The organism is Halomonas sp. IOP_31 (assembly GCF_021151495.1).
Classification (GTDB): domain Bacteria; phylum Pseudomonadota; class Gammaproteobacteria; order Pseudomonadales; family Halomonadaceae; genus Modicisalibacter; species Modicisalibacter zincidurans.
In genome coordinates, this window is the sequence record NZ_JAIRBP010000007.1 from 1 (window position 1) to 24,243 (window position 24,243).

Genomic DNA, 24,243 nt, shown 5'->3' on the forward strand with positions numbered 1-24,243 from the left:
CGGACCAGGGCCATGGCGGCCTGCTCGAACAGCAGGGTGAAGTCGCTCCCGGGACGCGCCCAGGGCACCTCGACACGTTTGATGCCATGTTCGGGACACTTGGCGCGGGGCACCCGAGCATTCAGGTAACAGTGATGCTGAAAGAAGTTCAGATGGCGCCAGGTCCTGGTGGTGAAGTCATGCGCAGGACAGGCCTTGCCGCACTCAGGGCAGGGGTAAAGACTACCTCGCTCGGCTTCGACATGGAGGTCCAGACGGTGAGGTGACACGGCAGTATCCAGGTGCTGATCCTTGAGAGTCCAAGGTGCTTCAAGGCCCAGGCCAAGGGTCAGAATCTGCGTACTGTTCATGTCCTGCCTCCTGTCCATGTGGAGGTCATATCCTGGCCCAGTTCAAGGGACGAATTCCACACCCAACGACGAAGAGCCATTCATCAAAGGAAGCTCTGCTTCTATCCTGCTATGACGACAGGTGGCATTCTCTGGCTCTAGGGGCTATTGACGTTTCACATGGGTAGCCAGAGGAACCCACATGCCATGGCCACCATGCTCTCGTAATTCCTCTTGAGCTTGTCATAGCGGAACGCCACTGCGCGGTAGTGTTTCAGCCGCGCAAAGGCGTTCTCGACCAGATGCCGATAGCGATACAACCCTTTATTCAGGTCGGCATTGCCCTTGATCGAGTTACGTTTCCTCGGGATCACCGGCCGGGCTCCCTGATCCTCGATCTGCTCACGGATGCGTTCGCTGTCATAGCCCTTGTCAGCCACAATTGCCTCGCCAGAGGGCAACTGGGCTATCAGGCAGGGGGCTTCGGTACTGTCATTGACGTTGCCTCCCGTCAGCCTGAAGGCGACAGGTAAGCCATGGGCATCAACGGCCAGATGAATCTTGCTCGTGTGGCCCGCGCGGCTTCTGCCAATGGCTTCAGGCTGACTGCTGGCAGCGCCGGCACTGTGCTGGTGAGCCTTGACGTAGGTCCCATCGATAAACATCCACTCGAAATCGGGCTCCTCGACCAGGGCGTTGAATAGCCTGAGCAGTTTGCCTGCCGCCGACCAGGCATTGAAGCGCTTGTAGACCGAGTTCCAATGTCCAAAGGTGCGAGGCAGGTCCCGCCATGGGCAGCCCACACGCATCCGATAAAGGATGCCCTCCACCGTCATTCGTAGATCGGGCTTGCGGTAGATGGCCTGCTGAACCAGAATTTTCTCCAGCTTCGACCAGAGCTCGTCACTGAGCATCAATCGGGGCATTGCAGACTCGCAGAGTGTCGGTGTGGGAACCTCAATTCTGCGGGTCTGCTCTTATTCAGCAACGCCTCTCTCGTGAAACGTCAACAGCCCCTAGGCGACGCTGATCAGCTCGTACTTCTTCAGCAGCTGATCGCGGGTCTCGCTGCGCGTCGGGTCAAGCGGGATGCAGTCTACCGGGCATACCTGCTGGCACTGGGGCTCGTCGAAGTGACCGACGCATTCGGTGCACAGGTTGGGGTCGATGACATAGATCTCTTCGCCGGCCGAGATGGCGTCGTTGGGGCACTCGGGTTCGCAGACGTCGCAGTTGATGCATTCGTCGGTGATCATCAGGGCCATGGTTCATGTCCTCGCTGGGTAAAGAGGGATCCTCACTGGCCTGGATTTTGCGCGCTAAAGCTCCGTCCGACGGAGCCCGGGTCGCAATGGAAGTGTTCGCGCAGCGCAGCGGCGACGCGGGGATGCACGAGTCCGCTGATGTCGCCTCCCAGGCGTGCGATCTCTCGCACTATGGTGGCAGAAATGTAGGAATTTTCGACCGCCGGGGTCAGAAACAGGCTTTCGACATGGGGCGCCTGGGCGCGGTTCATGTTGGCCAGTTGCAATTCGTACTCGAAGTCGGAGACGGCGCGTAGCCCGCGCAGCACGATGCGCGCCCCCTGCTGGTCGAGCAGTTCGGTGAGCAGGCCGCTGAAGCCGACGACATTCACGTTGTCGAGTTCGTCGACCACGTCGCGGGCCAGCGCCACGCGGGTGTCGAGATCCAGCGCCGGGCGCTTGCCGGGGCTCGCCGCCACGGCGATTACCACCTTGTCGAAGATCCGCGCGGCGCGCTCGATCAGATCGAAGTGACCGTTGGTGATGGGGTCGAAGGTGCCGGGGTAGATAACGATGTTCATGGGCGGTCCTGTTCGAAGCGGGCGCGAAGTCACTCGTCGTCGAGGCGCCCGTAGGGGTTGTCCACGGTCAGCGAGACCGGCCGGGCATAGCCCGGAATACGGATGCCGTCGGCCTCGACCGTGAGCTCGGGGCCCTCCAGCACGCCCTCGCCGAAACGATAGATGACCGAGAACTCGCCGGTATCGGCACGCCGGTCGTAGGCTGCGCTGGCGGCGAGAACCGCTTCGCGGCGCTGCTTCCAGGCGTCGACCGCGGCCTGGCCGTGACGCTGCGCCAGCAGCCGCTCGGTGACCGCCGGCGACAGTACCAGGCCGGTGGCGTTGTTGCCGCCGAAGCCCTTGGCATTGATGAAGGCGGCATCGGCCTGGAAGGCCAGCGGCTCGCGGAACAGCCGCAACCGCTCGGCGTGCACGTCGTCGGCGATCGCCTCGAGGGTGGGAATGCCCGGTACCAGGCCATGAGCGAAGCTGCCCAGCGCACTGGTCAGCTGATCGCCCGCGGCGCTGCCCTGGGAGTGACCGACGAACGCCTTGAGCCCGGCCACCGGCCACTCCTCGATGCCGTTGGCGCGGGCCACGGCGTCGAGCACGTGGGATTCGGTGGTGCGATTCTTGGGCGTGCTGGTGGCGTGGGCGTGGACGAAGCTTCTTTCGCGTACCGCGCGTTCGCCGAGGATCTCGCGAGCCAGGCTCACCGCCTTGCCCAGGGTGATGTAATTGCCGATGCCCGGCGCCGAGATCGAGCGCTTCCAGCCGTCGGCGTTGACGAACACCCCCGGCGCCGAGCCGAGGATCTGGGCGCCGGTCTCGAGCGCCAGGCGGTCGTCCATCAGCAGCACGAACTGGCTGGCCTCGGCGATGGTGAAACCGCAGTTGCGGGCGAACGGCCGGCAGGCGCGCTGATAGTCGCTGTCGGTGAGCAGGCTCAGCGCATCGAGCGCCTTGAGGCTGTCGTCGTCGGCCAGCGCGCCCATGCTGCGAAAGCCCTCGACGATCTCGGGGGTGATCGGCGCATCGCTGGTGCCGACCATCACCACCCGGCGCGCACCGCTGCGGATGTCCTCGATGCCCAGTCGCAGGTTGTACAGGAAGCTCGCGCAGGCGCCCTGAATCGCCCCGGTGGCGCCGACGCTGCCCAGTACGTAGGCATTGAGAAAATCCGCCGGCATCTGGCCGTAACCCAGCGGCATCTGCTTGGAGGTGGCACGGTTGCCGGAGACGAAGCTCTTGAGCAGCCCGCCCCAGCCGGGTTCGTCGAGCTGGCCGATGGAATTGCCGGCGTAGACGGCGACCTGGTCGGGGTCGAGGCGATCGTGCAGCGCCTGCCAGTCCAGGCCGCTCTGGCCCAGGCAATCGCTGGCGCCGAACACCGCCATCGACAGCCCGCGCGGGTGATGCACGCTGCGATACAGCCGGCCGGGCTCGAAACCGTATGGCAGCCGGCCGGCGGCGCGCACCTGCGCCTGGCGGCGCTCCGGCAGCAGCACGTCGAGCACCCCGGCCGGGACGCTGACCTCGACCTGGCGACCGTCGATGTCGCGGACCTGCCAGGTCTCGGGCAACGGGTCGGGCAACTGACGGCGACGCACCTGGAAGGTCAGCGGTCGCTCTAAGTGCATCTGCGTCGGGCGATTGGCGGGGATGCCGTCGGCGTTGAAGGCGGCGTCCTCGTTGCGGCGGATCAGGGTATGATCGAGTACCCGCTGGCGCACCTGGCTGACCAGCTCGCCGGCGGCGATCGACTCACCGTGGATGTCCTGCCAGCCGCCGTCCGGCTGACGGCTGATCAGCTGCATCATGGCGGCCAGGCCGATCAGCGTACGTTCCTGCTCCTCGACGGGCAGGGCATCGAGCACCGTGCGCCGAAACGCCTGGTGTCCGGAGGTCCTGCCGGCGGCATTGACACCGCCCATGCCGACAATCACCGGTAACTGTGACAAGCCGCGTCCCTCGTTGTGCTGTGAGTCTACGAGTCCTGTTGCTGTCTGGCCTCGCGCAGCGCAGGAGCGATGGCGGGCCGGCAGAACGGCGGGGCATCTGGGTGCCCTGATGTTCGAGTCTGGGGCGCGATGATAGCACCTGCCTCGCAGCCCCGTCATGCTGGCCGGGCCAAGTGATGGGACACTTCGCGGGTCGATGCCGCGCCCGCGATCAAACGCATGTTTGAAAACAGCTGCATTCCGGCTTACGCTAAAACGGCTGTTTGAGTCAGACGAGTTGAAGTGGGTATTGGCGCGCCCGAGGGTGCGCCGTTTTTTGCTAGACTAGCCGCTCTTCGATTCGTTCCGCCGAGCGCGCCAATCCTGACATGCATGCTTCTTCCCGTTCCGTTACCAGCAACCAGTCCGCTCCCCACGACGACCTGGCGCGGCGCGTCACGCGTGCGCTGAACCACCCGCTGCGCAAGCCGGTCGCCGAGCACACCCGCCGGGCCTTTGCCGAGGCCCGGCGCTGGCTGGCGGACCAGTCGCGCCCGCTGGTGCTCGACGCCGGTTGCGGAGTGGGGCTGTCGACCCGCCAGCTGGCCGCTCGCCACCCCGAACATGCGGTGATCGGTATCGACCGCAGCGCCGACCGGCTGGGGCGCGATCACGGCCCGCTGCCCGCCAACGCGTTGCTGGTACGCGCCGATCTGGTGGATTTCTGGCGCCTGGCGCTGGCTGCCGACTGGCAGCCGACACACCACTATTTGCTGTATCCCAATCCCTATCCCAAGGCGTCGCACCTCAAGCTGCGCTGGCACGGCCATCCGGTGTTTCCGGCGCTGCTCGCGCTGGGCGGGCGGCTCGAGGTGCGCTCCAACTGGCGGCTGTATCTCGACGAGTTCGCCCTGGCTACGCATCAGGCCAGCGGTCAGCGGCCCACGGTCGTCGAGCACGATTCGCAGGGCGCCTTCCTGACCCCCTTCGAGCGCAAGTACGTCGCCAGCGGTCAGACGGTGTGGCGGCTCACCGTCACGTTGCCCCATGCTCCCGCGCTGATGCCCGCCGTCGCGGAGGACTAGCGGCACAGTCGCGCGCTGAGTTCGCGCTCCAGCCAGCGGGCGATCGGCCCCTGCCCGGCGGCGCGGCGGCGCACCAGTTCCACGCCGACGCTGGCCGGCTCGGGCAGCTCGCTGATCATTAAGCGGCTGACCAGCGAGCGGTACATCGGATAGGTGGCGATGTGTTCGGGCACCAGCGCCCAGCCGATGCCCTGGCTGACCAGCTCGGCGATCGCGTAGTAGCTGTTGAGCTGCCAGACCCGTGGCGACAGCCGCGCTGGATGCTGGCCGCCCAGCGGAGTGCCGCCCAGCGGCGAGGCGACCACCAGTTGGCGATGGCGGCTGAGCGTCGACAGGCGCACCTCGCGCTCGCCGGCCAGCGGGTGATCGGCGGCGACGATCGCGGTCTGCGAGAGGCGCGCGATCTGGCGCACGCTGAGCGCTTCGGGCAGCGTCGGCTGGCTGAACAGCACGCCCAGGTCGGCGGTGCCGTCGGCAACCCAACTGGGGATGTCGTCCTGCGCGCCGTTGAGCAGCGACAGCTCCAGCGCCGGCCAGCGCTCGGCGAGCACCGTCAGCGTATCCATCAACGGCGGATAGGGCAGCGCCTCGTCGACGGCCAGGGTCAGCCGCGATTCCTCGCCGCTCGCCAGGGCATTGGCGCGGGCCGCGAGCTGGTCGCACTGGCGCAGGATCTCGCGCGCTTCGAGCACCACCGCCTCGCCCTCGGCAGTGAGCACCGGCGTGCGGCGTCGCCGGTCGAACAGCGTCAGGCCAAGATCGAGTTCGAGATGAGCGATCGCCGTGCTGACCGCCGACTGGGCCTTGCCCAGGCGGCGTGCGGCGGCCGAGAACGAGCCTGAGTCGGCCGCCGCCAGCAGGCAGCCGAGCTGGTCGAGATTCCATTGCATGATCTATCTGTTTTCCTGATAGGTATTAACTCGAATCCATCAAGATACTACCTAGAATGCGGGTCGACCATGACATGTTCGAGAGGATGGCGATGCGTAGCTGGAGAGAGCGCGTGTTGCATACCACGCTGTTCGAGGCCGGCGGGCTGGTGCTGGTCACGCCGCTGGCGAGCTGGCTGACCGGTCACGGGATCGGCCGGCTGGGCCTGCTGACCGTGTCTCTGGCGACCTTCGCCATGCTCTGGAATCTGCTCTGGAACCGGCTGTTCGATCGTTGGGTGCCGACCCGTCGGCGCAACCTGGTCCAGCGCGTCGCCCAGGCGCTGGGCTTCGAACTTGGCCTGCTGGTAATGACCCTGCCCGTGGTCGCCTGGTGGCTGGGCATCGGCCTGATCGAGGCGTTCTGGCTCGATCTTGGGTTCATGCTGTTCTTCCTGGGCTACGCATTGATCTTCAACAGCGCCTTCGATGGCATCGTGCAGCGCCGCTTGGCAAGGAGGAACAACTGATGGCCTACGTGTATCTGTGTCTGGCGATCGTCGCCGAAGTGCTGGGTACCAGCGCGCTCAAGGCCTCGCAGGAGTTCTCCCGGCTGTGGCCGAGCGTCGGGGTGGTGATCGGCTACGGGCTGGCGTTCTACTGGCTGACGCTGGTGCTGCGTACCTTGCCGGTGGGCATCGCCTACGCCGTGTGGGCGGGGCTGGGCATCGTGCTGGTGACGCTGATCGGCGTGGTATGGTTCGGCGAGAAGCTCGACTGGCCGGCGGTGGCGGGCCTGGCGATGATCATCGCCGGCGTGACGGTGATCCAGCTGTTCTCGAGCGTCTCGGCACACTGATCCATGCCTGACACTCTTCGGCTAGCCTCGGCGGCCTGCTAGGCTAGGGCGCTTTCGCCAACCGAGGGTCTCCCATGCTTCGCCCGCTCGCCGCCGTGCTGCTGTCGCTGACCTTGCTGGGTACCGCCTCGCCCGGCCTGGCCGCCGGCTTCGATTATGTCGCCCGACTCGCCGATAGCGGCTTTCGCATCAGCGCCAAGGCGCAACTGCTTGACAGCGGCGCGGTGCTCGGCGAAATCGACCCGCAGCGTCAGCTTTCGCCGGCCTCGGTGTCCAAGCTGTACATCGCTGCCGCCGCGCTGGATCGCTGGGGGCCGCAGTACCGCTTCACCACGCGGCTGGTATCGACCGGCGAGCTCGATGCACAAGGCGTCCTGAAGGGCGATCTGGTCTTCGAGGGCGGCGGCGACCCGGCGCTGACCTCAGAAGATCTGTGGCGGCTGATTCAGCGCCTGCGCCTGCAGGGCGTGAGCGCGGTCGACGGCCAGCTGGTGATCAGCCAGTGGCGCTTCGGTCCGGTGAAATGCCGGAGCACCGATCGCTGCCAGACCCGGACGCGCACCGATAACGCCTACAGCGCGCTGCTGTCCTCGGCGGCGGTGAATTACGCCAACTGGTGTCTCGATGTGCTGCCCGGTGGCCGTCCGGGCGATGAAGCACGCATCCTGAGCTGCGATACCGTCGAGCCCACCACCCGCATCGACAATAACGTCGCCACCGTGGCCCGCGGTGGCGACACCCGGCTGGCCGCCGAGCGAATTACCGACGCGCGTGGCGACGTGCTGGCGATCCGCGGGCAGATCGCCCTGAAAAGCTACCCGCGGGCGGTCTATCTCGCCAGTTCCGACCCCGCCCGGCAGACCGCCCAGACGCTGCTGGCGATGCTCGAGCGGGCCGGCGTAACGGTCAGCGGCGGCAGTGCGACCAGTCACACCCGGCCGCCCGACAATGCTCGGCAGCTGGCCGCGGTGGACGGCAAGCCACTGCAGGAGCTGCTGACGCGCACGCTCAATTATTCCAACAACTTCATGGCCGATACCCTGAGCCTGGACCTGGCCGATACCGCGCGGGCGAGCCTGGCCGAGGGTGGCGAGGCGATCGAGTCGTTTGTCGACGGCGTGCCCGGTCATGGGCCGATAAACCTGCTCAGCGGCAGCGGCCTGACCACCGAGAATCGCACCTCGGCCCAGGGCGTCAATGCCCTGCTCGAGGCGATGTATCAGCGCCCGGCGCTGTTCCCGACCTTCGTCGCCGGGCTACAGCTGCCGGAAAACGGCCCGATGCGCTTCATTCGCCGCGGCGATCCGCTGTTCCAGAGCCGGGTGATGCTCAAAACCGGGACGCTCAATCAGCCCTACTCGGTACGCTCGATCGGTGGGTACTTTCGCACTCTGGAGGGACGCTGGGGATCGTTCAGCGTACTGGTCAACGGCACCGCGCAGACGCCGTACCTGTCCTGGTCGCAGGTCCTCGATCCGCTCTCCAAGGACCTGGCGGCGATGATCCGCGCCTACTGAGCGTGCGCATGCGGCGATGTCAGCCGGCGAGTGACGTAGAATGAGGGCATGCTGTACTACCGCGCCGTCACCACGACCAAGGAAGCCCCATGACGCAGATGCACTGGGAGCGACTGCTCGATCCGCAGCGTCTCAACGACAAGCCGCGCGCCGCGCGCGGCGAGATCGGCCGCAGCCCGTTCCACAAGGATCACGATCGGATCGTCTTCGCCGGCTCGTTCCGGCGCCTCGGGCGCAAGACCCAGGTGCATCCGTTGACCGACAACGATCATATCCACACCCGCCTGACCCATTCGCTGGAGGTCGGCTGCGTGGGCCGCAGCCTGGGCATGATCGTCGGCGAGAAACTCTCCCACCGGCTGCCGGAGTGGATCACCCCGGCCGACCTGGGAGTGATCGTCCAGGCCGCCTGCCTGGGGCACGACATCGGCAACCCGCCGTTCGGTCATGCCGGCGAGTACGCCATCCGCGACTGGTTCAAGCGCGCCGGGAGCGACGGCAGCGGCCTGCTCGAGGGGCTATCGGAGACCCAGCGCGAAGACCTTTTGACCTACGAGGGCAACGCCCAGGGCTTTCGCATCGTCACCCAGGTCGAATACAACCAGTTCCGCGGCGGCATGCGCCTGACCGCGGCGACGCTGGGCACCATGCTCAAGTATCCCTGGACGGTCGAGCACGGCGGCCGCGCCGGCAAGTTCGGCGCCTATCAGTCGGAAAAGGCCCAGCTCGCCGAGGTGGCCGAGTGCCTGGGACTCAAGCAGCGCGATGACTGGGCCTGGTGCCGGCATCCCTTGGCCTACCTGGTCGAAGCCGCCGACGACATCTGCTATGCGCTGCTCGATCTCGAGGATGGCCTGGAGATGGGCATCCTGCGCTTCGACGAAGTCGCCGGCGTGCTGACCCAGATTGCCGGTGGCGAGCCGGCCGAGTATCCCGCGATGCGTGCCGCCGGCGTCTCCCAGCGGCGTTGCATCGCCGCGCTGCGCGGCGCGGCGATGGAGCGCGCGGTCAACGATGTCGGCGAGGTGTTCGTGCAGCACGAGGCCGCACTGCTCAGCGGCGCGCTGCAGGACGACCTGCTCGAACTCTGCCATCCGGATCTGGGCTGGGGGGTCACCTCGGCCAAGCAGCTGGCCCGGGAGCGGATCTTTCAGAACGAGCGCAAGGCCAAGCTCGAGATCGGCGCCTACACCACGCTGGGCATTCTGCTCGAGGCGTTCATCGGCGCCGCCCACGAACTTCATCATCATGGCAGCTCGACCTTCAAGCATCAGCGCGTGCTGGCCTTGATCGGCGAGAACACGCCCAGGCCCAGCTGGACGCTCTATGACAGCTATCGTCGGATGCTCGATTTCATCGGCGGCATGACCGACCACTACGCCGTGGATCTGGCCCAGGAGATGGGCGGACGTCTGAAGGGTGACTGATTCTCCAGGAGCCTGCCGGATTTGGCGCTGACCTGCTGCGACAAAGCCATTGAATTATTTGCTAAGTGCCAAGGGCGCCCCACACCAATCGGAATACGAATTTGGAAACATGAACCGACTCATCTCTTTCGTCGAATCCAATCTTGTATGGTTTGTCATTGCCGTAGCCGGGTTGGGATTGACAGTTCCGGAAACCGGGAAATTCCTTGAACCTTCCATCGGGCCATTACTTGCGTTGCTGATGCTTATTATCAGCCTGACCTTCGACGCGCATGACGTGCGAATAGTCCTTCGTAAACCGTCACGACAGTTTTTGGCACTGGGCCTGGTCTATGGACCTATGTCGATTGCCGGATGGCTGACGGGCCGCCTGTTCTTTGGAAGCGGTCCGTTGGCCGCAGGCCAAACCTTGCTTGGCACACTGCCAACGGATGTCTCCTCTCCTCTTCTGGTGCTGATGGCGCGGGGCAATGTTGCCCTGGCCGCCGTTTTCAACGCAGTCAACACGGCGTTGTCTCCGTTCATCGTTCCTTTCCTGTTTCTATGGCTGACAGGCATACAATTGGAAGTTCCCCTTGGCTCGATTATCCTTGAACTGGTGTTGATCGTTCTCGTTCCTACCGTCCTGGGTGTGAGCTTGCGTACAGGGTTCCCATGTTTCTTTGCTCGGCATGATTCGGCTTATGCGGGGCTTGGATCAATTATATATCTACTGATACTGCTCGCTGTGGTAGGCCCGAACGCAAAAACCATCATTGGTTATGGTTGGTACGCTCTTGTGATTGCCGGGGCGGCCTTGTGCCTCAACCTGACCGGTTACTTGGTAGGGATGGTCTCGCGACTGCTAACCACTGATCGCAAAGAGGTGATCACCTATCTCTTTACCGTGAGTAAAAAGGAGTTCAGCATTGCTGCCGCTTTTGTGGCTGCATCCGGCCTGCCATCGGAAATAGCGATTCCAGCGGCTTTTTTTGCAGTGATTCAGATGATCACCTCACCCATTGCGGCCAAGATTCTTGCACGAGGCTAGACATGATGTTTTGACCTGCCCGTCCTCAACGATCGTGGGTTAGTGTTGGGGACGGACATCCATCAACAGCAGAGCCACATTGAGGAGGGTCTCGTGCTCCAGGTGCTGACTCATCGTATCTACCGCCATCTGTTTCTGGCTCAGGTTACCGCCCTCGTCGGCACTGGCCTGACGACCGTCGCCCTGGCGCTGCTTGCCCACGACCTGGCAGGCGGGCAGGCAGGGATCGTGCTGGGTACGGCCCTGGCGATCAAGATGGTGGCCTATGTGGGGATCGCGCCAGTGGCCGGGGCTTACGCCTCGCGTCTGCCTCGTCGCGTCCTGCTGGTCGCTCTGGATCTGCTACGCGCGTCTGTGGTTTTCGCGCTGCCCTTCGTCACCGAAGTGTGGCAGATCTATGTGCTGATTTTTCTGCTCAATGCCGCCTCGGCGGGGTTTACGCCAGCCTTTCAGGCGACGATTCCAGACATCCTTGAGGACGAGGGGCAGTACACCCGGGCGTTGTCGTTGTCGCGTCTCGCCTATGATCTCGAGAATCTGCTCAGTCCCATGGCCGCCGCGGCGTTGCTGGTGGTGATGAGTTTCGATGTGCTGTTCCTGCTCAATGGCCTGGCCTTCCTGGTCTCGGCCGGCCTGGTCGTCTCGGTAGTGCTACCTTCATCTCAGACCGTGGACGAGGCGACGAGTGTCTGGCGCCGGATCTCCCACGGCATGGGTATCTATCTGAAAACACCGCGGCTGCGTGGGCTGCTAGCCCTGAACATGGTGGTCTCGGCCGCCGGGTCAATGCAGATCGTCAACACCGTGGTCTACGTCCGCTCTGCCCTGGGCATGGGCGAGCAGGCCGTAGCCATGGCCTTCGCGGCGGTCGGAGGCGGCTCGATGCTGGTGGCCCTGCTGCTGCCGAAAATCATGGACCATGCGCGCGAACGCCTGCTCATGCTTGCGGGCGGCGTCCTGATGACGCTAAGCCTCTTTATGGGGCTGCTGGCCCCGGGGTTCGTGGGGCTGCTGGGGCTGTGGTTCTTGCTGGGCGTCGGCGCCTCGCTGGTCATGACGCCCACCGGGCGCTTACTCAAACAATCGTGCCAGCCTGAGGACCGTCCGGCGCTATTTGCCGCCCAGTTCTCGCTATCGCACGGCTGTTGGCTGCTGGCCTATCCGCTGGCCGGCTGGTTCGGGGCGCAGGCGGGGCTGATCGAGACCTTCGCCCTGCTGGGGACGATCGCGCTGGTATCGACGGTGCTGGCGTCCCGCGTCTGGCCGTCACGGGATCCGGTGGCTCTCGAGCATGATCACGCGCCTGTCGAGCACACCCACCGGCATTACCATGACGAGCACCACCAGCATGAACATGAGGGCTGGGAGGGGCCGGAACCCCACCGTCACCCCCATCTTCACCCGCAAGGTCGGCATCGTCATGTCTTCGTAATCGATCGTCATCATCTGGCGTGGCCTAGATAATGAGCGATAGCGCGTTTCGGAACCGTATACACGGCGGCCATGAGAAAACGCCGCATGACCGCAATGCCAGATAACATCTATACCTACCTACCTACCTACCTACCTACCTACCTACCTACCTACCTGACTGTCAGATGCTTGGATACCAATCCAGCGATGGAGAAGCGCACTTGCAGTTCGCCGCGCCTGAACCTGGATGCAGTTGGTCCTCGAGGTCGAGGCCTCTATTTTTCCACCGCCATGGATCTGGTCGCGACGGTCAATGCCAGCGCCCTGCAGTTGGTTTGTGGTGGGCGCGTCGGATCAACGCCCGGGCCACGTCGCCGTGCACAGCATCGCCGAACGCGCCGAGCCGCGCCTCGGCGAGCAGTTGTGCCAGCCCCTCGCCACTGACTACCAGCACATCGTTCGGGGCCTGATCGCTGTCGATCTGCCAGCCGGGCAGCACCAGCACCCCGCGCACCGGCACGTTCAAGCCGCACTCTCGAGCCAGCCAATGGCGCATCCAGCCGGCGGCTTGGCGGGTCTTGCGCAGCGGTTCGCGCTCGCTCCAGCCAGGAAAGCGCAGGCGCTGGCCTTCCACAGCCACCTGGTCCTGGGGGCGGCCGGCGGCGTCCAGCGGATGCGTCCTCGCGCGGGTCTCGACCACGAACACGCCGTAGGGCGTCAGCGCCACATGGTCGATGGTGAAGGTGTCGCTGGGGATGTCGTGGAAGACGAAAAACGGATGGCTCTCGGGGCGGATCAACCGCTCTAACTCCTGACCCACCGCCAGCTCACAGGCCAGCCCCAGCTTAAGCCGGCGAATGCGCTGGAAGTCGCGCATCAGCAAGAAGCAGAACAGTAGCACCAACGCTGAGCAGAGCAGCCCGTAGAGCGCCCATTCGAACCAGATCTGCTTGTCGGCGAAGAGCATGCGGCCCATGCCGTAGGTCAACGGGGCGAGGATCACGATCGGCCCCAGTGCGCCGTTCAAGAACAGGCTGGTGAAGGCGCGATCGAGGCGATCGCGCAGCGCCTGGCCCGGTTCGCGCAGTGGATGGGCGTCGAACGGCGAGTGGACACGAGCGTCGTGCAGGTTGCGCAGCGCCATCACGATACCCGCAGTGGCGCCGAGCGGCGTCAGGAAAATCAGTGGTAACAGGTATTCCAGCCAGGCCATCTCATGTTCATCCTTGCCGCGAGGGTGTGCACGAAGCGCTCATTCTAGCCAAGCGGCCCGTCGCTCACCATGCGCCAACCGGCGCGATTCAAGCCGAACGGGTGATCGGCGTGTAGGCGACCACCCGGTTGCGACCCTGGGTCTTGGCGCTGTAGAGCGCCTGGTCGGCGTGGCACAGCCAGTCATGGTAGTCGTTCATGGCGTCGGTCGCTTCGGCCAGTCCGATACTCAGCGTGCAGGGCAGCAGAGTCTCGCCCTGGACCTCGCGACGCGCAAAGCGTTCGCGCAGCGCGTCGAGCTGCGCCAGGGCCTGGTCGATGGGCGTGTCGGGGAGCAGCACGCCGAACTCTTCGCCGCCGTAACGGCCGACCAGCGCCTGGTCGCCCAGTGTCTCGCGCAGGAAGGCCGCGGCGCGTCGCAGGGTCTGGTCGCCCATGGCATGGCCGAAGGTGTCGTTGATCTGCTTGAAATGGTCGAGGGCGATGAGCGCCAGGGTGATCGGGGGACATTCTGCGGTGAAGTGGCGCTCGGCCAGGACTTCCCAGTGGCGGCGATTATACAGCCCGGTGAGGCCGTCGGTTCGGCTGAACCGGGTCAGCAGGCGTTTCTGCTCGACCAGCGCCTTGGCCTGGCGGTAGACGATCTGGCCGATCGTCAGCGGGTAGATAATCAGCAGCGGCAGACTGGCGAACAACGAAAGCGGCGAAGGCACCAGCGTGAAGGCCGGCACGTCGAGCGCCAGCCAGCCGACGGTCGCACCGGCCCCCAGCGCGATCAGCCCGCGCGCGAGCATGCGCAGCCCGCCGACGGCGATATTGTTGAAGCACAACAGCGTGGCGAAAACCGCGCCGGGGAGTACGCTGAAGCCCATCGCCGCGATCCAGACGCCGCCGAGCAGGGTGTCCAGTAGCAGCAGGCGACGTTCGTGGGTGTGCGGTTCGCGGCTGCGTGCGGTCCACCAGCGAGCGATGTGCGGCCAGGCCAGGCCGTTGATCGCCAGCAGCGTCCACAGCGGCCAGCCGGCGGCGGTTTCGTAAAGTGTTGCGGCGACACACAGCGACCCCAGCCCCAGGCCGATGATGCGAGGCAGGTAGGCGCGCCGGGAGAGGGCGAGGCGCGGATCGCGGCGGAGTGTGGCGGCGGCGGCAGACATGCGGCGTTACGGTCCTGATGCTGGCCACCCGGGCCGGGTGTGTGAGACGTTTTACCTTGGCGCAAAACCCGACTGGCGACTAGTGGAAAGTTTCATGACGACGATCAACGATATTCGCCCGACGCCCGGGCCCGGGCCCGCATCGGGTGGGCCGGGCAGCGCCGCGGCGCAGGCCGCGTTCCAGGCCTTGCAGGCGTTCGCCGAGCGCTATCCGCGGCTGATGGTACTGACCGGCGCCGGGGTGAGTACCGACTGCGGCATTCCCGATTACCGCGATGCGATGGGCGCCTGGAAGCGTTCGCCGCCGGTCCGGCACCAGGCGTTCATGGCCAGCGCGGCGACCCGTCAGCGCTACTGGGCGCGCAGCCTGATCGGCTTTCGCGCCATCGAGGTCGCTCGCCCGGGCCCGGCGCATCGCGCTCTGGCGCGGCTCGAGGCGCTCGGCCACGTCACCGCGCTGGTCACCCAGAATGTCGATGGGCTGCACCAGCGCGCCGGCTCGCGGCGGGTCATCGACCTGCACGGGCGCGCCGAGATCGTGCGCTGCATGGGCTGCGGCGCCAGCCGCATGCGTCATGCGCTGCATCGCGAGCTGGCCGAGCGTAATCCCGACTGGCTCAAGCTCGACGCAGCGGCCGGCCCGGATGGCGACGCCGATCTCGACGGCCTGGACTTCTCGCGCTTTGAAATCCTCGACTGCACGCGCTGCGGCGAAGGCATCTGGAAGCCTGACGTGGTGTTCTTCGGCGACAACGTGCCGCGCACCCGGGTCGATGCCGCCTTCGCGGCGCTGGCCGAGGCCGATGCGCTGCTGGTCGCCGGTTCGTCGCTGATGGTCTACTCGGGGTTTCGCTTCGCTCGCCAGGCGGCACGCGACGGCAAGCCGATCGCCTGCATCAATCGTGGCCACACCCGTGGCGACCTGCTCTACTCCCTCAAGCTTGACGCGGCGACGGGCGAGACGCTGACGGCACTGGCCGAGGCGCTCGGCTGAGACGACGTCGCGATGCTAAAACGTCTTCCTGTACACGCTGTGATCGGCTATTCGACCGATGCAAGAAAGCCCAGCATCGCCCAGCCCGAGCTTTGCGTGGACGCACGCGCATTTCAGCGTGTCGGCGGCGCCATGAACTCCGGGCCCACCGGGTCGCTGACGTGTTTGGCGAGGAGCCGATCGATCTCGGCCAGGTCGTCGGCGTTGAGCTTCCAGCCGTCGATGGCATCGAGCGGCTCCATCTGGTCGGGACGTCGGCCACCCCACAGCGCGATGCCGTTGGCATGGCCGTCGAGCAGCCAGCGCACGGCAAGTTCCAGCACGTGCTTGCCGTGGCGCTCCCGGGCGAAACGCTCGAGGGCATCCACCGCGGCCAGGTACTGAGCGTATCGCGGCTCCTGGAACTTGGGGTCGTTATTGCGCAGGTCGTCGCCGTTGAACTGAGTGTCGCGGCGCATCTTGCCGCTGAGCAGGCCGCGGCACAGCGCACCGTAGGTCAGCATGGTCAGCCCCTCGCGCTCGGCGTAAGGGATTATGTCGTGTTCGGCGTCGCGCTCGAACAGATTGAGCGGCGGCTGCACGCTGTGCAGCGGGGCGACTCCGCTGAAGGCCCGGCACTGCTCGACGGTGAAGTTGCTGACACCGATGGCGCGGATCTTGCCGTCTCGGTAGAGCCGCTGCATGGCGCTGGCGGTTTCCTCCATCGGCACCTGGGGGTCGGGCCAGTGGATCTGGTACAGATCGATCGTCTCGGTGCCCAGCCGACGCAGCGAATCCTCGACTTCCCGCTCGAGGCGCGGCGCGGTGGCGTTGCGCACCAGTCCCTCGATGCCTTCGCCCCATTCGAGGCCGGCCTTGCTGGCGATCACCAGCTCGTCGCGCTGGCCATATTCGGCGAGTGCCTTGCCGACGACTTCCTCGGAGTGACCGTAGCCGTAGGCCGGGGCGGTGTCGATCAGATTGATGCCGCGATCCAGCGCGGCGTGAATGGTACGGATCGCCTGGGCGTCGTCACTGCCGCCCCACATCTTGCCGCCGATCGCCCAGGTGCCCAGGCCGATGCGCGAGGCGGACAGGCCGGTATCGCCGATCTTGAGGGTTTCCATGGGAACGCTCCCTGTTGTGGTGAGTGGATGGCCCTTAGGCTGGCCGGTTAGCGTCGGCTTGGCAAGTCGCCGGCGCGTGTCGGATTCAGGGCCGGCTGGCGGCGACCGGTTCGACGGGCACCTCGACCGGGCCAGTCGCGGCGTTGCCGGTGAGAACCGCGACCGGTTCGGGCGAGGCGTAGAGCAGCCGGCCGTCGGCGCGGATCTCGGCGCGCAGCCGGTAATCGCCACCGGCGCCGACGGCGTTGGCGTCATAGCGCAGTATCACGGGAATCGGCCCGCGGCCCAGGCGCGTGTAATTGCCAGTGGCGATCACTCCGCCGCTCGCCGAGCCTTCACGCAGGGTGACGCTGAGCTCGGCGTTGCGCGGCAGTTCGAGCGGGGCATCGGCGACGACGCGCGCCTCGAGATTGGCGAGGCGCGGGGTCAGCGCACAGCCGCCGAGAGCGAGCAGGACAAGCAGCGCCAAGGCCAGTCGCAGTGGTCGTGGCAGGCCGGGGTGGCGGGTCATAACGGCTCCTGATGCAGTGGGGAATGACATGAAGGGGCGCCGGCAGCGCTAACCCGCGCTCAGCCGCCGGCCAACTTGACCGTGTAGCCCCGGGATTCGAGCTCGGCCTTGAGTAGCTGGCGATGATCGCCCTGAATCTCGATGACGCCCGCCTTGATTGCGCCGCCGGTGCCGCAGCGCTTCTTGAGCGTCTTGGCCAGCGCCTTGAGCTCGTCATGGGCGAGCGGCACGCCGTGTACCGTGGTCACGCCCTTGCCCTTGCGGCCGCTGGTCTCGCGGCGGATGCGCACCACCCCGTCGAGGGCGGCGATGCGTTCGGCCTCGGCCTCGTCGGCGCACTGGCAGTCGGCAAGCGGTTGGCGGCAGGCGGGGCAGGTCTCGCCATGTTCGGTCGAATAGACGAGCCCTCGCAGCTGATCCTGAAGGGAGGCCATCAAGCGGCTCCTGTCGAATGGCACATGGAGACGATGATAGCGCAGCACGCCGCCGGCGACGATGGCCGGCGCGGAGCGTTCGCTGCCGCCTTCGAACGGCGTCAGCGGGCGGCGGCGACCGGCATGACGCGGCTGACGGTCTCGGCGAGGCGGGCGAGGATGACGGGCAGTTGGCCCATGTCGGTCATCGAGATCGCCCCTTGGGGGGTTCGTTCCTCCTCGGCGAAGCGATTGATGTGCACCACGCGCATGCCGGCGGCGAGCCCGGCGGCGACCCCTACCGCGGCGTCATCGATCACCACGCACTGCTCGGGCATGAAGCCCATGCTGCGGGCGGCGTGCAGGAACAATCCCGGGTCGGGCTTCCAGCATTGCAGCGTGTAGCCGCTATACAGGCGCTCGTCGAAATAGCGGCGCAGGCCGGTGCTGTCCAGTGCGTTGCGGATCTTGTGCTCGGGGCCGTTCGAGGCCACGCAGCGGGGAAGGTCGGACAGCGCATCGAGGGTTTCGCGAACGCGCGGGATGGGTTGAAGCTCGCGGACCATGCGCAGGGCCATGGTCTTGCGCATCTCGGCCTCGGCGGCGCTGCGCACCGTGGCGTCGAGCGCGCCATGGCGGCGCTCCAGCTCGGCGACGATGGTCATGAAGCGCACACCGCGGAACTCCTCCATGTATTGTCGTGCGGCAAAGGGCAGGCCGACGCGATTCAGCGTATCGGCCATCACTTCCGCCAGTAGCGGTTCGCTGTCTACCAGGGTGCCATCGCAATCGAAAAGCAGACAGAGGGAGTGGGGCATGGGTCGTGTCTCTTGCGGCTAGCCTCGCTGTAGCGGGCTCATACTCTTGGTTATCGGCAAGGCCGGCACACGGTTGAGGGTGAATGGCCTTCGTTTCAAGAACACTGTTTCCGAACAGTGTAGTGCAATATAACAAAACATGACAAAGCCATTTTCGACTGAGATGGGCCAGGCGGGGCAGCCCGGACGGCGCCGGCCGCAATCAGCCCTGGCGCCGCTCCCAGGCGGCTTCGTTGACCAGGCTGATCGGTCGCTCGCCATTGAGCGCGAGGGTGATGTTGTCGACTGCGCGTTGAGCCATGGCGGTGCGTGTCTCATGGGTCGCCGAGCCGATGTGCGGCAGCGCCACGACGTTGGCCATGTGCGGCAGCGGCGAATCGCCGGGCAGCGGTTCGCGCTCGAAGACGTCGAGCCCGGCGGCGCGGATCTCGCCGGTCTCGAGCGCGGCGATCAGCGCCGCCTCGTCGACCACCTTGCCGCGGGCGATGTTGATGAAGATCGCGCTCGAGCGCATGCGCGCGAACTGTTCGGCGCCGAACAGGTGAGTGGTCTCGGCGGTCAGCGGCACGCTGACGCAGACGAAATCGGCGCTCTCGAGCAACTCATCGAACTCACAGCGCCGGGCGCCGAGCTCGGCTTCCAACGCGGGCTTGGGCGAGGCATGGGTGTAGAGCACGTTCATGCCGAAGCCCAGCGCACCGCGCCGCGCCACGGCGGCGCCGATGCGCCCCAGACCGACCATGCCCAGCGTCTTGCCGTGCACGTCGGTGCCGTAGAGCGATGCGCCGATGCTTTCCTGCCAGTCGCCGCGCTTGATGAAGTCGGCCAGCTCGACGACCCGCCGCGCGGTGGCCATGATCAGCGAAAAGCCGGTGTCGGCGGTGGTTTCGGTGAGCACGTCCGGTGTATTGCAGAGCAGGATGTCGCGGCGGGTCAGTTCGTCGACCGGATAGTTGTCGTAACCCACCGAGATGCTGGCGATCGCCTCGAGGTGCGGGGCGCCATCGAGCAGCTCGGGGGTGATCCCGAGGCTGGCGCCGACCAGCCCGTGGGCTTCGCCGAGGGCCTCGCGAAACGCCGGGTCGTCCGCCGACTCGAGATCGGGGAAATAGTCGACGTGAAAGCGTTCGCTGAGCTGTTCGAGGTGCCGATCGGTGAGCCGCCGGAAGGCGACGATACGCTTTTTCATGGGTGACTCCGGATATCGCTTGTCGTGGTGGGCGGTGAGCGTCGTTCAGTTCAGGTCGGGCAGTTCGCTTTCCAGCGCTTGTAAGCGCTCGCGGTGAGGCAGGCCCTCCATGTCGCCGAGTACTTGCACCGCCTCGGCGCCGATCAGGTTGCCGCGGCGCAGCGCGGCGCGCGGCGACAGGCCGTCGAGCAGCGCGCTGACCACGCCCACCGCGAAGCCGTCGCCGGCGCCGACGGTATCGATGACCCTGGCCACCTTGAAGCCTTCCACGGTGAAGCTTTCCGCGTGGCTGCGATAGTAGCTGCCCTCGGGGCCGAGCTTGATGATCACGGCCTTGGCGCCCCGCTCGAGATAGAAGCCGGCGATGTCGTGGGCGGATTCCAGGCCGGTCAGCCGGCGGCCCTCGGCAAGCCCGGGCAGCACCCAGTCGGCGCTCGCGGCCAGCGCATTGAGGGTATCGCGCATCTGTTCTTCGCTGGACCACAGGCTGGGCCGCAAGTTGGGATCGAAGGAGATGCTGGCGCCGGCCTTGCGGGCCTGTTCGAACATGTGTTCGGCCAGCGCCCGTGCCGAGCTCGACAGCGCCGGAGGAATGCCGGTGGCGTGCAGGTGGCGAACCGCCGCGAAGTCCACCGCGTCGGCGTCGGCGGGGCTCAGGTGGCTGGCGGCGCTGCCGCGGCGCACGTATTCGACGTGGGGGTCGGAGCCGTCCTCGCTGCGGGCCTTGAAGACCAGGCCGGTGGAATGCTCGGGATCGCGGCGCAGATGGCGGCAATCGAGCCCTTCGTGTTCCAGCGTGCGCCGGATGTAATGACCGAAGCTGTCGTCGCCCACCCGGCTCAGCCAGCCGACGTGGAAGCCCAGCCGGGCCAGGCCGATGGCGACGTTGGTGTCGGCGCCGGCGATGCCGCGGGCGAAGTGCTCCACGTCGGCCAGTTCGCCGGGAGTCTCGGCGACGAACAGCGTCATCGCCTCGCCGAAGGTGAGGATCTCGGGGTTGTCTGCGTGGCTCATGGCGTACTCCTGCGGTTGATGGCACTGTTCGAAGCCGGGCTAGGCGGGCCAGCTCGTCGTGGCTCACGCTGGCAAGATCGTCGCCTTCCACGGGTTATTCGGTGGCGCGAGGCACGTCTGCGGGAAGGCCGCCATTAGCGCGCCATTCGTGGCAGTCCACGGCATTGGTCACGGCGGCACGGGGGCAGCCATTATGCCAGGCGCTGTCCTTGCAGTGCACATGGCGCAGCGTCAGGCGCTCGCGCTGGGTTAGACATTCGTCGCGCTCCGGAGCCCGCCCGATCGGCAGGAGGCGCGTCATACGGCGGTTTGCGGCATGCAGCTGGGGAGGGCGCCGCCGGCGTCGGTTTGACGCCTTTGCGAATAATTGCTTAGTTTCTCAGGGTATGCCTGTTCCGATTGTGGCCGGTGTGTAACACGTCGCGTCGGCCGGTCAGGCCGAAGGCTTGCGCCGTTATCCCTCGTGAACGGCACCTCTCCCCGCTGTCAGCCATCAAGGACCAGTCATGAACGCAATCTGGATCGCCGTTTTCGGCGTCGTGTGTTTCGTGATGGGCTTTCGGTTCTATTCGAAGTTCATCGCCGAACGCATCTATCGCCTGGACCCCGACTTTCAGACGCCCGCGCATACCTATCGCGACGGCGTCGACTACGTGCCCACCAACAAGTGGATCCTGTGGGGCCACCACTTCACCTCGGTCGCCGGTGCCGCGCCCATCGTCGGCCCCGCCATCGCCATCTACTGGGGCTGGCTGCCGGCGATCCTCTGGGTCGTGCTGGGTACGCTCTTCGCCGCCGGCGTGCATGACTTCGGCGCCATCGTGCTGTCGAATCGCCACAAGGGGCACTCCATCGGAACGCTGGCCAACCGGCTCATCGGGCAACGCGCCAAGCTGCTGTTCTTGTTCATTATTATGGTCCTGGTGCTGATGATCAACGCGGTCTTCGCGTGGGTCATCGCCAAGCTGTTCATTGTCTTCCCGTCGAGCGTGCTCTCGGTGTTCATCCAGATCCCGCTGGCGGTGTGGATCGGCTATCGCGTCTACCGACATTCGGGGTCGATGCTGCTGCCGTCGGTGGTGGCGCTGGTGGTCATGTACGGCACGGCGCTGCTGGCCAGCGTGATCCCTGCCCTGCAGATCGATCTGGTGAGCTGGTTCGGCGGGGCGGACGCCCCGGTCGTCGGCGGCTTCGACGGCACCTCGATGGCCTTTCTGGTGTGGATCATGGTGCTGATGATCTATGTCTACGTCGCTTCCACCCTGCCGGTCTGGAAGCTGCTGCAGCCGCGTGATTACATCAACTCCCACCAGCTCGTCGTCGGCCTGGCGCTGCTCTACCTGGGCCTGCTGTTCGGGGCCCCGGCGATGACCGCGCCGGCAGTCAACGGCGAGGCCGACATCAGCTGGTATCCGCTGCTGTTCATCACCATCGCCTGCGGGGCGATATCCGGCTTCCACGGCCTCGTCGGTTCGGGGACCACCTCCAAGCAGCTCGACAAGGAGACCGACGCCCGGCTGATCGGTTACGGCGGCGCGCTCGGCGAGGGCATGCTGGCCATGGTGGCGATCATTGCCGTGGGCACGCTGTTCGCCAGCAGCGCCGACTTCACTGCCACCTATTCCAGCTTCACGGCGGCCGGCTCCAGCGGCCTGGGCTCGTTCGTCAAAGGTGCCGGCCAGCTGGCGGCCAACCTGGGCATTCCACCGCAGATGGGCTCGACGCTGGTAGCGGTGATCGTGGTCAGCTTCGCGGCTACCACCCTGGACACCTCGGTGCGCCTGATGCGCTACATCATCGCCGAGCTGAGTACCGAGTATGGTATGCCGGTGCTGGCCCACAAGCACGTGGCAACCACCATCGCCGTGGTGTCCAGCGCGGCCCTGGTGATCTTGCCGGAAGGTCCCAACGGCTTCGGCTCCGGCGGCTATCTGTTGTGGCCGCTGTTCGGTACCAGCAACCAGCTGCTGGCAGGCATCACGCTGATGCTGGTGTCAGTATGGCTCAAGCGCCAGGGGCGGCCGGTGATCTTTACCCTGGTGCCGATGTTGTTCCTGCTGGTCATGACCCTGTGGGCCATGGGGCAGCAGGTGATCTTCACCTGGTCCGGCTTGGGGGACGCCCCGCGCAACCTGCTGCTGTTCAGCTTCGGCAGCCTGATCCTGGTCTTTGCGCTATGGATCCTGCTGGAGGCCTCACGCAGCTTTCGTCAGGGGGCCGGGGTGCGCCTGGATGCGTTGAGCGATGAGCCGCGCTGATCGTGACGACAACGCGCCCGCCGGCTGGCGGGCGCGGATTGGCCGGGTCATCCAGGGCTACGATGCGGTGCTGAGTCTGCCGCATCGCCAGGAGATCGCTCGCGAGCTGCAGGATGAAGAGGACCTGTTCATGTTGCTGTGCTTCTGCGACATGATGGGCATCCCCAACCCCGTCAGCGACATGACCCTCGAACTCTATCCCTACATGCTCGAGCGTTTCCACGAGTGGCACCGGCGCCAGGGCATTCCGCGCTCGCCGCTGGACAGCTTCCGCTGCTGCTAGCCGTTCTGTCATCCGACGAGGAGTCCGACATGGCCAGGAGCCTGTTCTTTGGCGGCAAGGGCGGCGTCGGCAAGACCAGCTGCGCCACCGCCTATGCGCTCAACTGCGCGGCGGCGGGACAGAAGACCCTGCTGGTGTCCACCGATCCCGCCCACAACCTGGCCGACCTGTTCGGCCGAGCGCCGGGAGCTACGCCGACACGCATGCGCCCCGATCTCGACGTGGTCGAGCTCGATCCCGATCGCGAGACGCAGCGCTATCTCGATCAGGTCAAGGACACGATCCGGCCGCTGGTCAGTGGCGAGCGCAGCACCACGGTATTCCGCCAGCTGGAGCTGGCGCGTCACGCGCCGGGTACCGAGGAGGCAGCGCTGTTCGACGCCCTGGTCGGGCTGCTGCTCGAGACCGGCCGCGACTACGATCGGCTGATCTTCGACACCGCCCCCGGCGGTCACACCGTGCGCCTGCTGGCACTGCCCGAGATCATGGGCGCCTGGGTCGACGGCCTGATGCAGCGGCGTCGCAAGGTACGCAGCGACTACAAGGCATGGCTGGGCGACGGCGAGGTGGTCGACGACCCCATCCAGGAGGCGCTGATGCGCCGCCGCGGCCGCCTGGCCGCCGCCCGCGAGCACTTGACCTGCGCCGCGTATTCGGCGGTGGTGCTGGTCGCCAACCCCGAACGCCTGCCGACCCTGGAGACGGCCCGCACCCGCGAGCTGCTCGAGTCCCACGGTCTGCACGTCGGGGCGTTGGTGATCAACAAGTGCCTGCCGGAAGACGTCGACAGCACCTGGCTGATCAACTGGCGCGACGAGCAGCGCCCATGGCGCGAGCAGCTCGCTGCCACCTTCGCCGACCGGCCGGTGCGCGAGATCGGCCATCAGCCGCACGCCCCGGCGTCCAGCGATGACCTGCAGCCCTTGAGCGATGCCCTGCAGGGGCTGACTCCCTGGCAAGACCACGACTGAGCGAATGATTGCCCGATTGCACCGAGGCCTCGCCATTTGGCGGGGCC

25 protein-coding genes are annotated in these 24,243 nt (G+C 66.0%); 11 read left to right on the top strand and 14 right to left on the bottom strand.

Going from position 1 to position 24,243, the window contains the following annotated elements:
- The 5 genes from K7I12_RS05500 to K7I12_RS05520 form a co-directional block, all read right to left on the bottom strand.
- Window positions 1-350, bottom strand: a 350-nt coding sequence (locus K7I12_RS05500) for a transposase family protein (protein ID WP_231663380.1), incomplete at its 3' end; no start/stop codon positions are given.
- 155 nt (window positions 351-505) lie between these two features.
- Window positions 506-1,255, bottom strand: coding sequence for an IS5 family transposase (locus K7I12_RS05505; RefSeq protein ID WP_231663381.1), 750 nt, complete (start codon window positions 1,253-1,255; stop codon window positions 506-508).
- Between the two features lie 90 nt (window positions 1,256-1,345).
- Complete coding sequence (locus K7I12_RS05510) at window positions 1,346-1,594, bottom strand: YfhL family 4Fe-4S dicluster ferredoxin (RefSeq protein WP_231663384.1); 249 nt, start codon at window positions 1,592-1,594, stop codon at window positions 1,346-1,348.
- A gap of 32 nt (window positions 1,595-1,626) precedes the next feature.
- A complete protein-coding gene (coaD, locus tag K7I12_RS05515) occupies window positions 1,627-2,154 on the bottom strand; it encodes a pantetheine-phosphate adenylyltransferase (protein WP_051907306.1) in 528 nt (175 codons plus the stop codon).
- A gap of 29 nt (window positions 2,155-2,183) precedes the next feature.
- Window positions 2,184-4,067, bottom strand: a complete 1,884-nt coding sequence (locus K7I12_RS05520) for a beta-ketoacyl synthase (protein ID WP_031382297.1) — start codon at window positions 4,065-4,067, stop codon at window positions 2,184-2,186.
- A gap of 395 nt (window positions 4,068-4,462) precedes the next feature.
- Between K7I12_RS05520 and trmB the strand changes: the two genes are divergently transcribed.
- The gene (gene trmB, locus K7I12_RS05525) at window positions 4,463-5,158 is read left to right on the top strand and encodes a tRNA (guanine(46)-N(7))-methyltransferase TrmB (protein WP_031382298.1); all 696 of its coding nucleotides are present in this window, start codon (window positions 4,463-4,465) and stop codon (window positions 5,156-5,158) included.
- On the opposite strand, the gene K7I12_RS05530 is transcribed toward trmB, so the two are convergent.
- Entirely contained in the window at window positions 5,155-6,048 is an 894-nt protein-coding gene (locus K7I12_RS05530; RefSeq protein ID WP_031382299.1) for a LysR family transcriptional regulator, read from the bottom strand. The two genes, trmB and K7I12_RS05530, sit on opposite strands and share 4 nt — an antisense overlap.
- A 92-nt stretch (window positions 6,049-6,140) precedes the next feature.
- On the opposite strand from K7I12_RS05530, the gene K7I12_RS05535 reads away from it, so the two are divergent.
- The 6 genes from K7I12_RS05535 to K7I12_RS05560 all read left to right on the top strand — a co-directional run bounded on the left by K7I12_RS05535 (window position 6,141) and on the right by K7I12_RS05560 (window position 12,324).
- Window positions 6,141-6,557: a PACE efflux transporter gene (locus tag K7I12_RS05535; RefSeq protein ID WP_051907576.1), complete on the top strand. Its 417-nt coding sequence runs from the start codon at window positions 6,141-6,143 to the stop codon at window positions 6,555-6,557.
- On the top strand, window positions 6,554-6,886 hold the full coding sequence (locus tag K7I12_RS05540; RefSeq protein ID WP_201448216.1) for a DMT family transporter: 333 nt from the start codon (window positions 6,554-6,556) through the stop codon (window positions 6,884-6,886). Before K7I12_RS05535 ends, K7I12_RS05540 begins: the two co-directional genes overlap by 4 nt.
- Window positions 6,887-6,960: 74 nt before the next feature.
- The gene (dacB, locus tag K7I12_RS05545) at window positions 6,961-8,403 is read left to right on the top strand and encodes a D-alanyl-D-alanine carboxypeptidase/D-alanyl-D-alanine endopeptidase (RefSeq protein WP_031382302.1); all 1,443 of its coding nucleotides are present in this window, start codon (window positions 6,961-6,963) and stop codon (window positions 8,401-8,403) included.
- A gap of 89 nt (window positions 8,404-8,492) precedes the next feature.
- Window positions 8,493-9,830, top strand: a complete 1,338-nt coding sequence (locus K7I12_RS05550; protein ID WP_031382303.1) for a deoxyguanosinetriphosphate triphosphohydrolase — start codon at window positions 8,493-8,495, stop codon at window positions 9,828-9,830.
- 109 nt (window positions 9,831-9,939) lie between these two features.
- Complete coding sequence (locus K7I12_RS05555) at window positions 9,940-10,860, top strand: bile acid:sodium symporter family protein (protein WP_031382304.1); 921 nt, start codon at window positions 9,940-9,942, stop codon at window positions 10,858-10,860.
- 93 nt (window positions 10,861-10,953) lie between these two features.
- Entirely contained in the window at window positions 10,954-12,324 is a 1,371-nt protein-coding gene (locus K7I12_RS05560; RefSeq protein ID WP_231663386.1) for an MFS transporter, read from the top strand.
- A 259-nt stretch (window positions 12,325-12,583) separates the two neighbouring features.
- Here K7I12_RS05560 and K7I12_RS05565 read toward each other — a convergent pair whose 3' ends face one another.
- Together K7I12_RS05565 and K7I12_RS05570 are read right to left on the bottom strand one after the other, a co-directional pair.
- A complete protein-coding gene (locus tag K7I12_RS05565; RefSeq protein WP_031382306.1) occupies window positions 12,584-13,486 on the bottom strand; it encodes a nuclease-related domain-containing protein in 903 nt (300 codons plus the stop codon).
- Between the two features lie 88 nt (window positions 13,487-13,574).
- On the bottom strand, window positions 13,575-14,639 hold the full coding sequence (locus K7I12_RS05570; RefSeq protein WP_035575044.1) for a diguanylate cyclase: 1,065 nt from the start codon (window positions 14,637-14,639) through the stop codon (window positions 13,575-13,577).
- Between the two features lie 94 nt (window positions 14,640-14,733).
- Between K7I12_RS05570 and K7I12_RS05575 the strand changes: the two genes are divergently transcribed.
- Window positions 14,734-15,633 (top strand): NAD-dependent protein deacetylase, encoded by a 900-nt coding sequence (locus K7I12_RS05575; RefSeq protein ID WP_035575046.1) that lies wholly within the window; start codon window positions 14,734-14,736, stop codon window positions 15,631-15,633.
- 113 nt (window positions 15,634-15,746) lie between these two features.
- Here K7I12_RS05575 and K7I12_RS05580 read toward each other — a convergent pair whose 3' ends face one another.
- From K7I12_RS05580 to K7I12_RS05605, 6 genes are all read right to left on the bottom strand, one after another.
- The gene (locus tag K7I12_RS05580; RefSeq protein ID WP_031382309.1) at window positions 15,747-16,739 is read right to left on the bottom strand and encodes an aldo/keto reductase; all 993 of its coding nucleotides are present in this window, start codon (window positions 16,737-16,739) and stop codon (window positions 15,747-15,749) included.
- Between the two features lie 85 nt (window positions 16,740-16,824).
- Window positions 16,825-17,250 (bottom strand): YbaY family lipoprotein, encoded by a 426-nt coding sequence (locus K7I12_RS05585; RefSeq protein WP_031382310.1) that lies wholly within the window; start codon window positions 17,248-17,250, stop codon window positions 16,825-16,827.
- 59 nt (window positions 17,251-17,309) lie between these two features.
- On the bottom strand, window positions 17,310-17,684 hold the full coding sequence (locus K7I12_RS05590) for a translation initiation factor Sui1 (RefSeq protein WP_031382311.1): 375 nt from the start codon (window positions 17,682-17,684) through the stop codon (window positions 17,310-17,312).
- A 101-nt stretch (window positions 17,685-17,785) separates the two neighbouring features.
- Window positions 17,786-18,481, bottom strand: coding sequence for an HAD-IA family hydrolase (locus tag K7I12_RS05595; protein ID WP_231663388.1), 696 nt, complete (start codon window positions 18,479-18,481; stop codon window positions 17,786-17,788).
- A 202-nt stretch (window positions 18,482-18,683) separates the two neighbouring features.
- Window positions 18,684-19,670: a 2-hydroxyacid dehydrogenase gene (locus K7I12_RS05600; protein ID WP_031382313.1), complete on the bottom strand. Its 987-nt coding sequence runs from the start codon at window positions 19,668-19,670 to the stop codon at window positions 18,684-18,686.
- Window positions 19,671-19,715: 45 nt separating this feature from the next.
- Window positions 19,716-20,684 (bottom strand): sugar kinase, encoded by a 969-nt coding sequence (locus tag K7I12_RS05605; protein WP_031382314.1) that lies wholly within the window; start codon window positions 20,682-20,684, stop codon window positions 19,716-19,718.
- 506 nt (window positions 20,685-21,190) lie between these two features.
- On the opposite strand from K7I12_RS05605, the gene K7I12_RS05610 reads away from it, so the two are divergent.
- The 3 genes from K7I12_RS05610 to K7I12_RS05620 are packed head-to-tail and all read left to right on the top strand — an operon-like array spanning window position 21,191 to window position 24,196.
- The gene (locus tag K7I12_RS05610) at window positions 21,191-22,942 is read left to right on the top strand and encodes a carbon starvation CstA family protein (protein WP_031382315.1); all 1,752 of its coding nucleotides are present in this window, start codon (window positions 21,191-21,193) and stop codon (window positions 22,940-22,942) included.
- Window positions 22,929-23,225, top strand: a complete 297-nt coding sequence (locus K7I12_RS05615; protein ID WP_051907307.1) for a cory-CC-star protein — start codon at window positions 22,929-22,931, stop codon at window positions 23,223-23,225. The genes K7I12_RS05610 and K7I12_RS05615 overlap by 14 nt, the downstream gene beginning before the upstream one ends.
- Before the next feature lie 29 nt (window positions 23,226-23,254).
- Entirely contained in the window at window positions 23,255-24,196 is a 942-nt protein-coding gene (locus K7I12_RS05620) for an ArsA family ATPase (protein ID WP_051907308.1), read from the top strand.
- The last annotated feature ends 47 nt before the right edge of the window (window positions 24,197-24,243 follow it).

Coding starts and splice junctions, on each gene's coding strand:
- K7I12_RS05505 (WP_231663381.1), bottom strand. CDS start 1,255: ATGCCCCGATTGATGCTCAGTGACGAGCTCTGGTCGAAGCTGGAGAAA.
- K7I12_RS05510 (WP_231663384.1), bottom strand. CDS start 1,594: ATGGCCCTGATGATCACCGACGAATGCATCAACTGCGACGTCTGCGAA.
- coaD (WP_051907306.1), bottom strand. CDS start 2,154: ATGAACATCGTTATCTACCCCGGCACCTTCGACCCCATCACCAACGGT.
- K7I12_RS05520 (WP_031382297.1), bottom strand. CDS start 4,067: ATGGGCGGTGTCAATGCCGCCGGCAGGACCTCCGGACACCAGGCGTTT.
- trmB (WP_031382298.1), top strand. CDS start 4,463: ATGCATGCTTCTTCCCGTTCCGTTACCAGCAACCAGTCCGCTCCCCAC.
- K7I12_RS05530 (WP_031382299.1), bottom strand. CDS start 6,048: ATGCAATGGAATCTCGACCAGCTCGGCTGCCTGCTGGCGGCGGCCGAC.
- K7I12_RS05535 (WP_051907576.1), top strand. CDS start 6,141: ATGCGTAGCTGGAGAGAGCGCGTGTTGCATACCACGCTGTTCGAGGCC.
- dacB (WP_031382302.1), top strand. CDS start 6,961: ATGCTTCGCCCGCTCGCCGCCGTGCTGCTGTCGCTGACCTTGCTGGGT.
- K7I12_RS05550 (WP_031382303.1), top strand. CDS start 8,493: ATGACGCAGATGCACTGGGAGCGACTGCTCGATCCGCAGCGTCTCAAC.
- K7I12_RS05555 (WP_031382304.1), top strand. CDS start 9,940: ATGAACCGACTCATCTCTTTCGTCGAATCCAATCTTGTATGGTTTGTC.
- K7I12_RS05565 (WP_031382306.1), bottom strand. CDS start 13,486: ATGGCCTGGCTGGAATACCTGTTACCACTGATTTTCCTGACGCCGCTC.
- K7I12_RS05570 (WP_035575044.1), bottom strand. CDS start 14,639: ATGTCTGCCGCCGCCGCCACACTCCGCCGCGATCCGCGCCTCGCCCTC.
- K7I12_RS05575 (WP_035575046.1), top strand. CDS start 14,734: ATGACGACGATCAACGATATTCGCCCGACGCCCGGGCCCGGGCCCGCA.
- K7I12_RS05580 (WP_031382309.1), bottom strand. CDS start 16,739: ATGGAAACCCTCAAGATCGGCGATACCGGCCTGTCCGCCTCGCGCATC.
- K7I12_RS05585 (WP_031382310.1), bottom strand. CDS start 17,250: ATGACCCGCCACCCCGGCCTGCCACGACCACTGCGACTGGCCTTGGCG.
- K7I12_RS05590 (WP_031382311.1), bottom strand. CDS start 17,684: ATGGCCTCCCTTCAGGATCAGCTGCGAGGGCTCGTCTATTCGACCGAA.
- K7I12_RS05595 (WP_231663388.1), bottom strand. CDS start 18,481: ATGCCCCACTCCCTCTGTCTGCTTTTCGATTGCGATGGCACCCTGGTA.
- K7I12_RS05600 (WP_031382313.1), bottom strand. CDS start 19,670: ATGAAAAAGCGTATCGTCGCCTTCCGGCGGCTCACCGATCGGCACCTC.
- K7I12_RS05605 (WP_031382314.1), bottom strand. CDS start 20,684: ATGAGCCACGCAGACAACCCCGAGATCCTCACCTTCGGCGAGGCGATG.
- K7I12_RS05610 (WP_031382315.1), top strand. CDS start 21,191: ATGAACGCAATCTGGATCGCCGTTTTCGGCGTCGTGTGTTTCGTGATG.
- K7I12_RS05615 (WP_051907307.1), top strand. CDS start 22,929: ATGAGCCGCGCTGATCGTGACGACAACGCGCCCGCCGGCTGGCGGGCG.
- K7I12_RS05620 (WP_051907308.1), top strand. CDS start 23,255: ATGGCCAGGAGCCTGTTCTTTGGCGGCAAGGGCGGCGTCGGCAAGACC.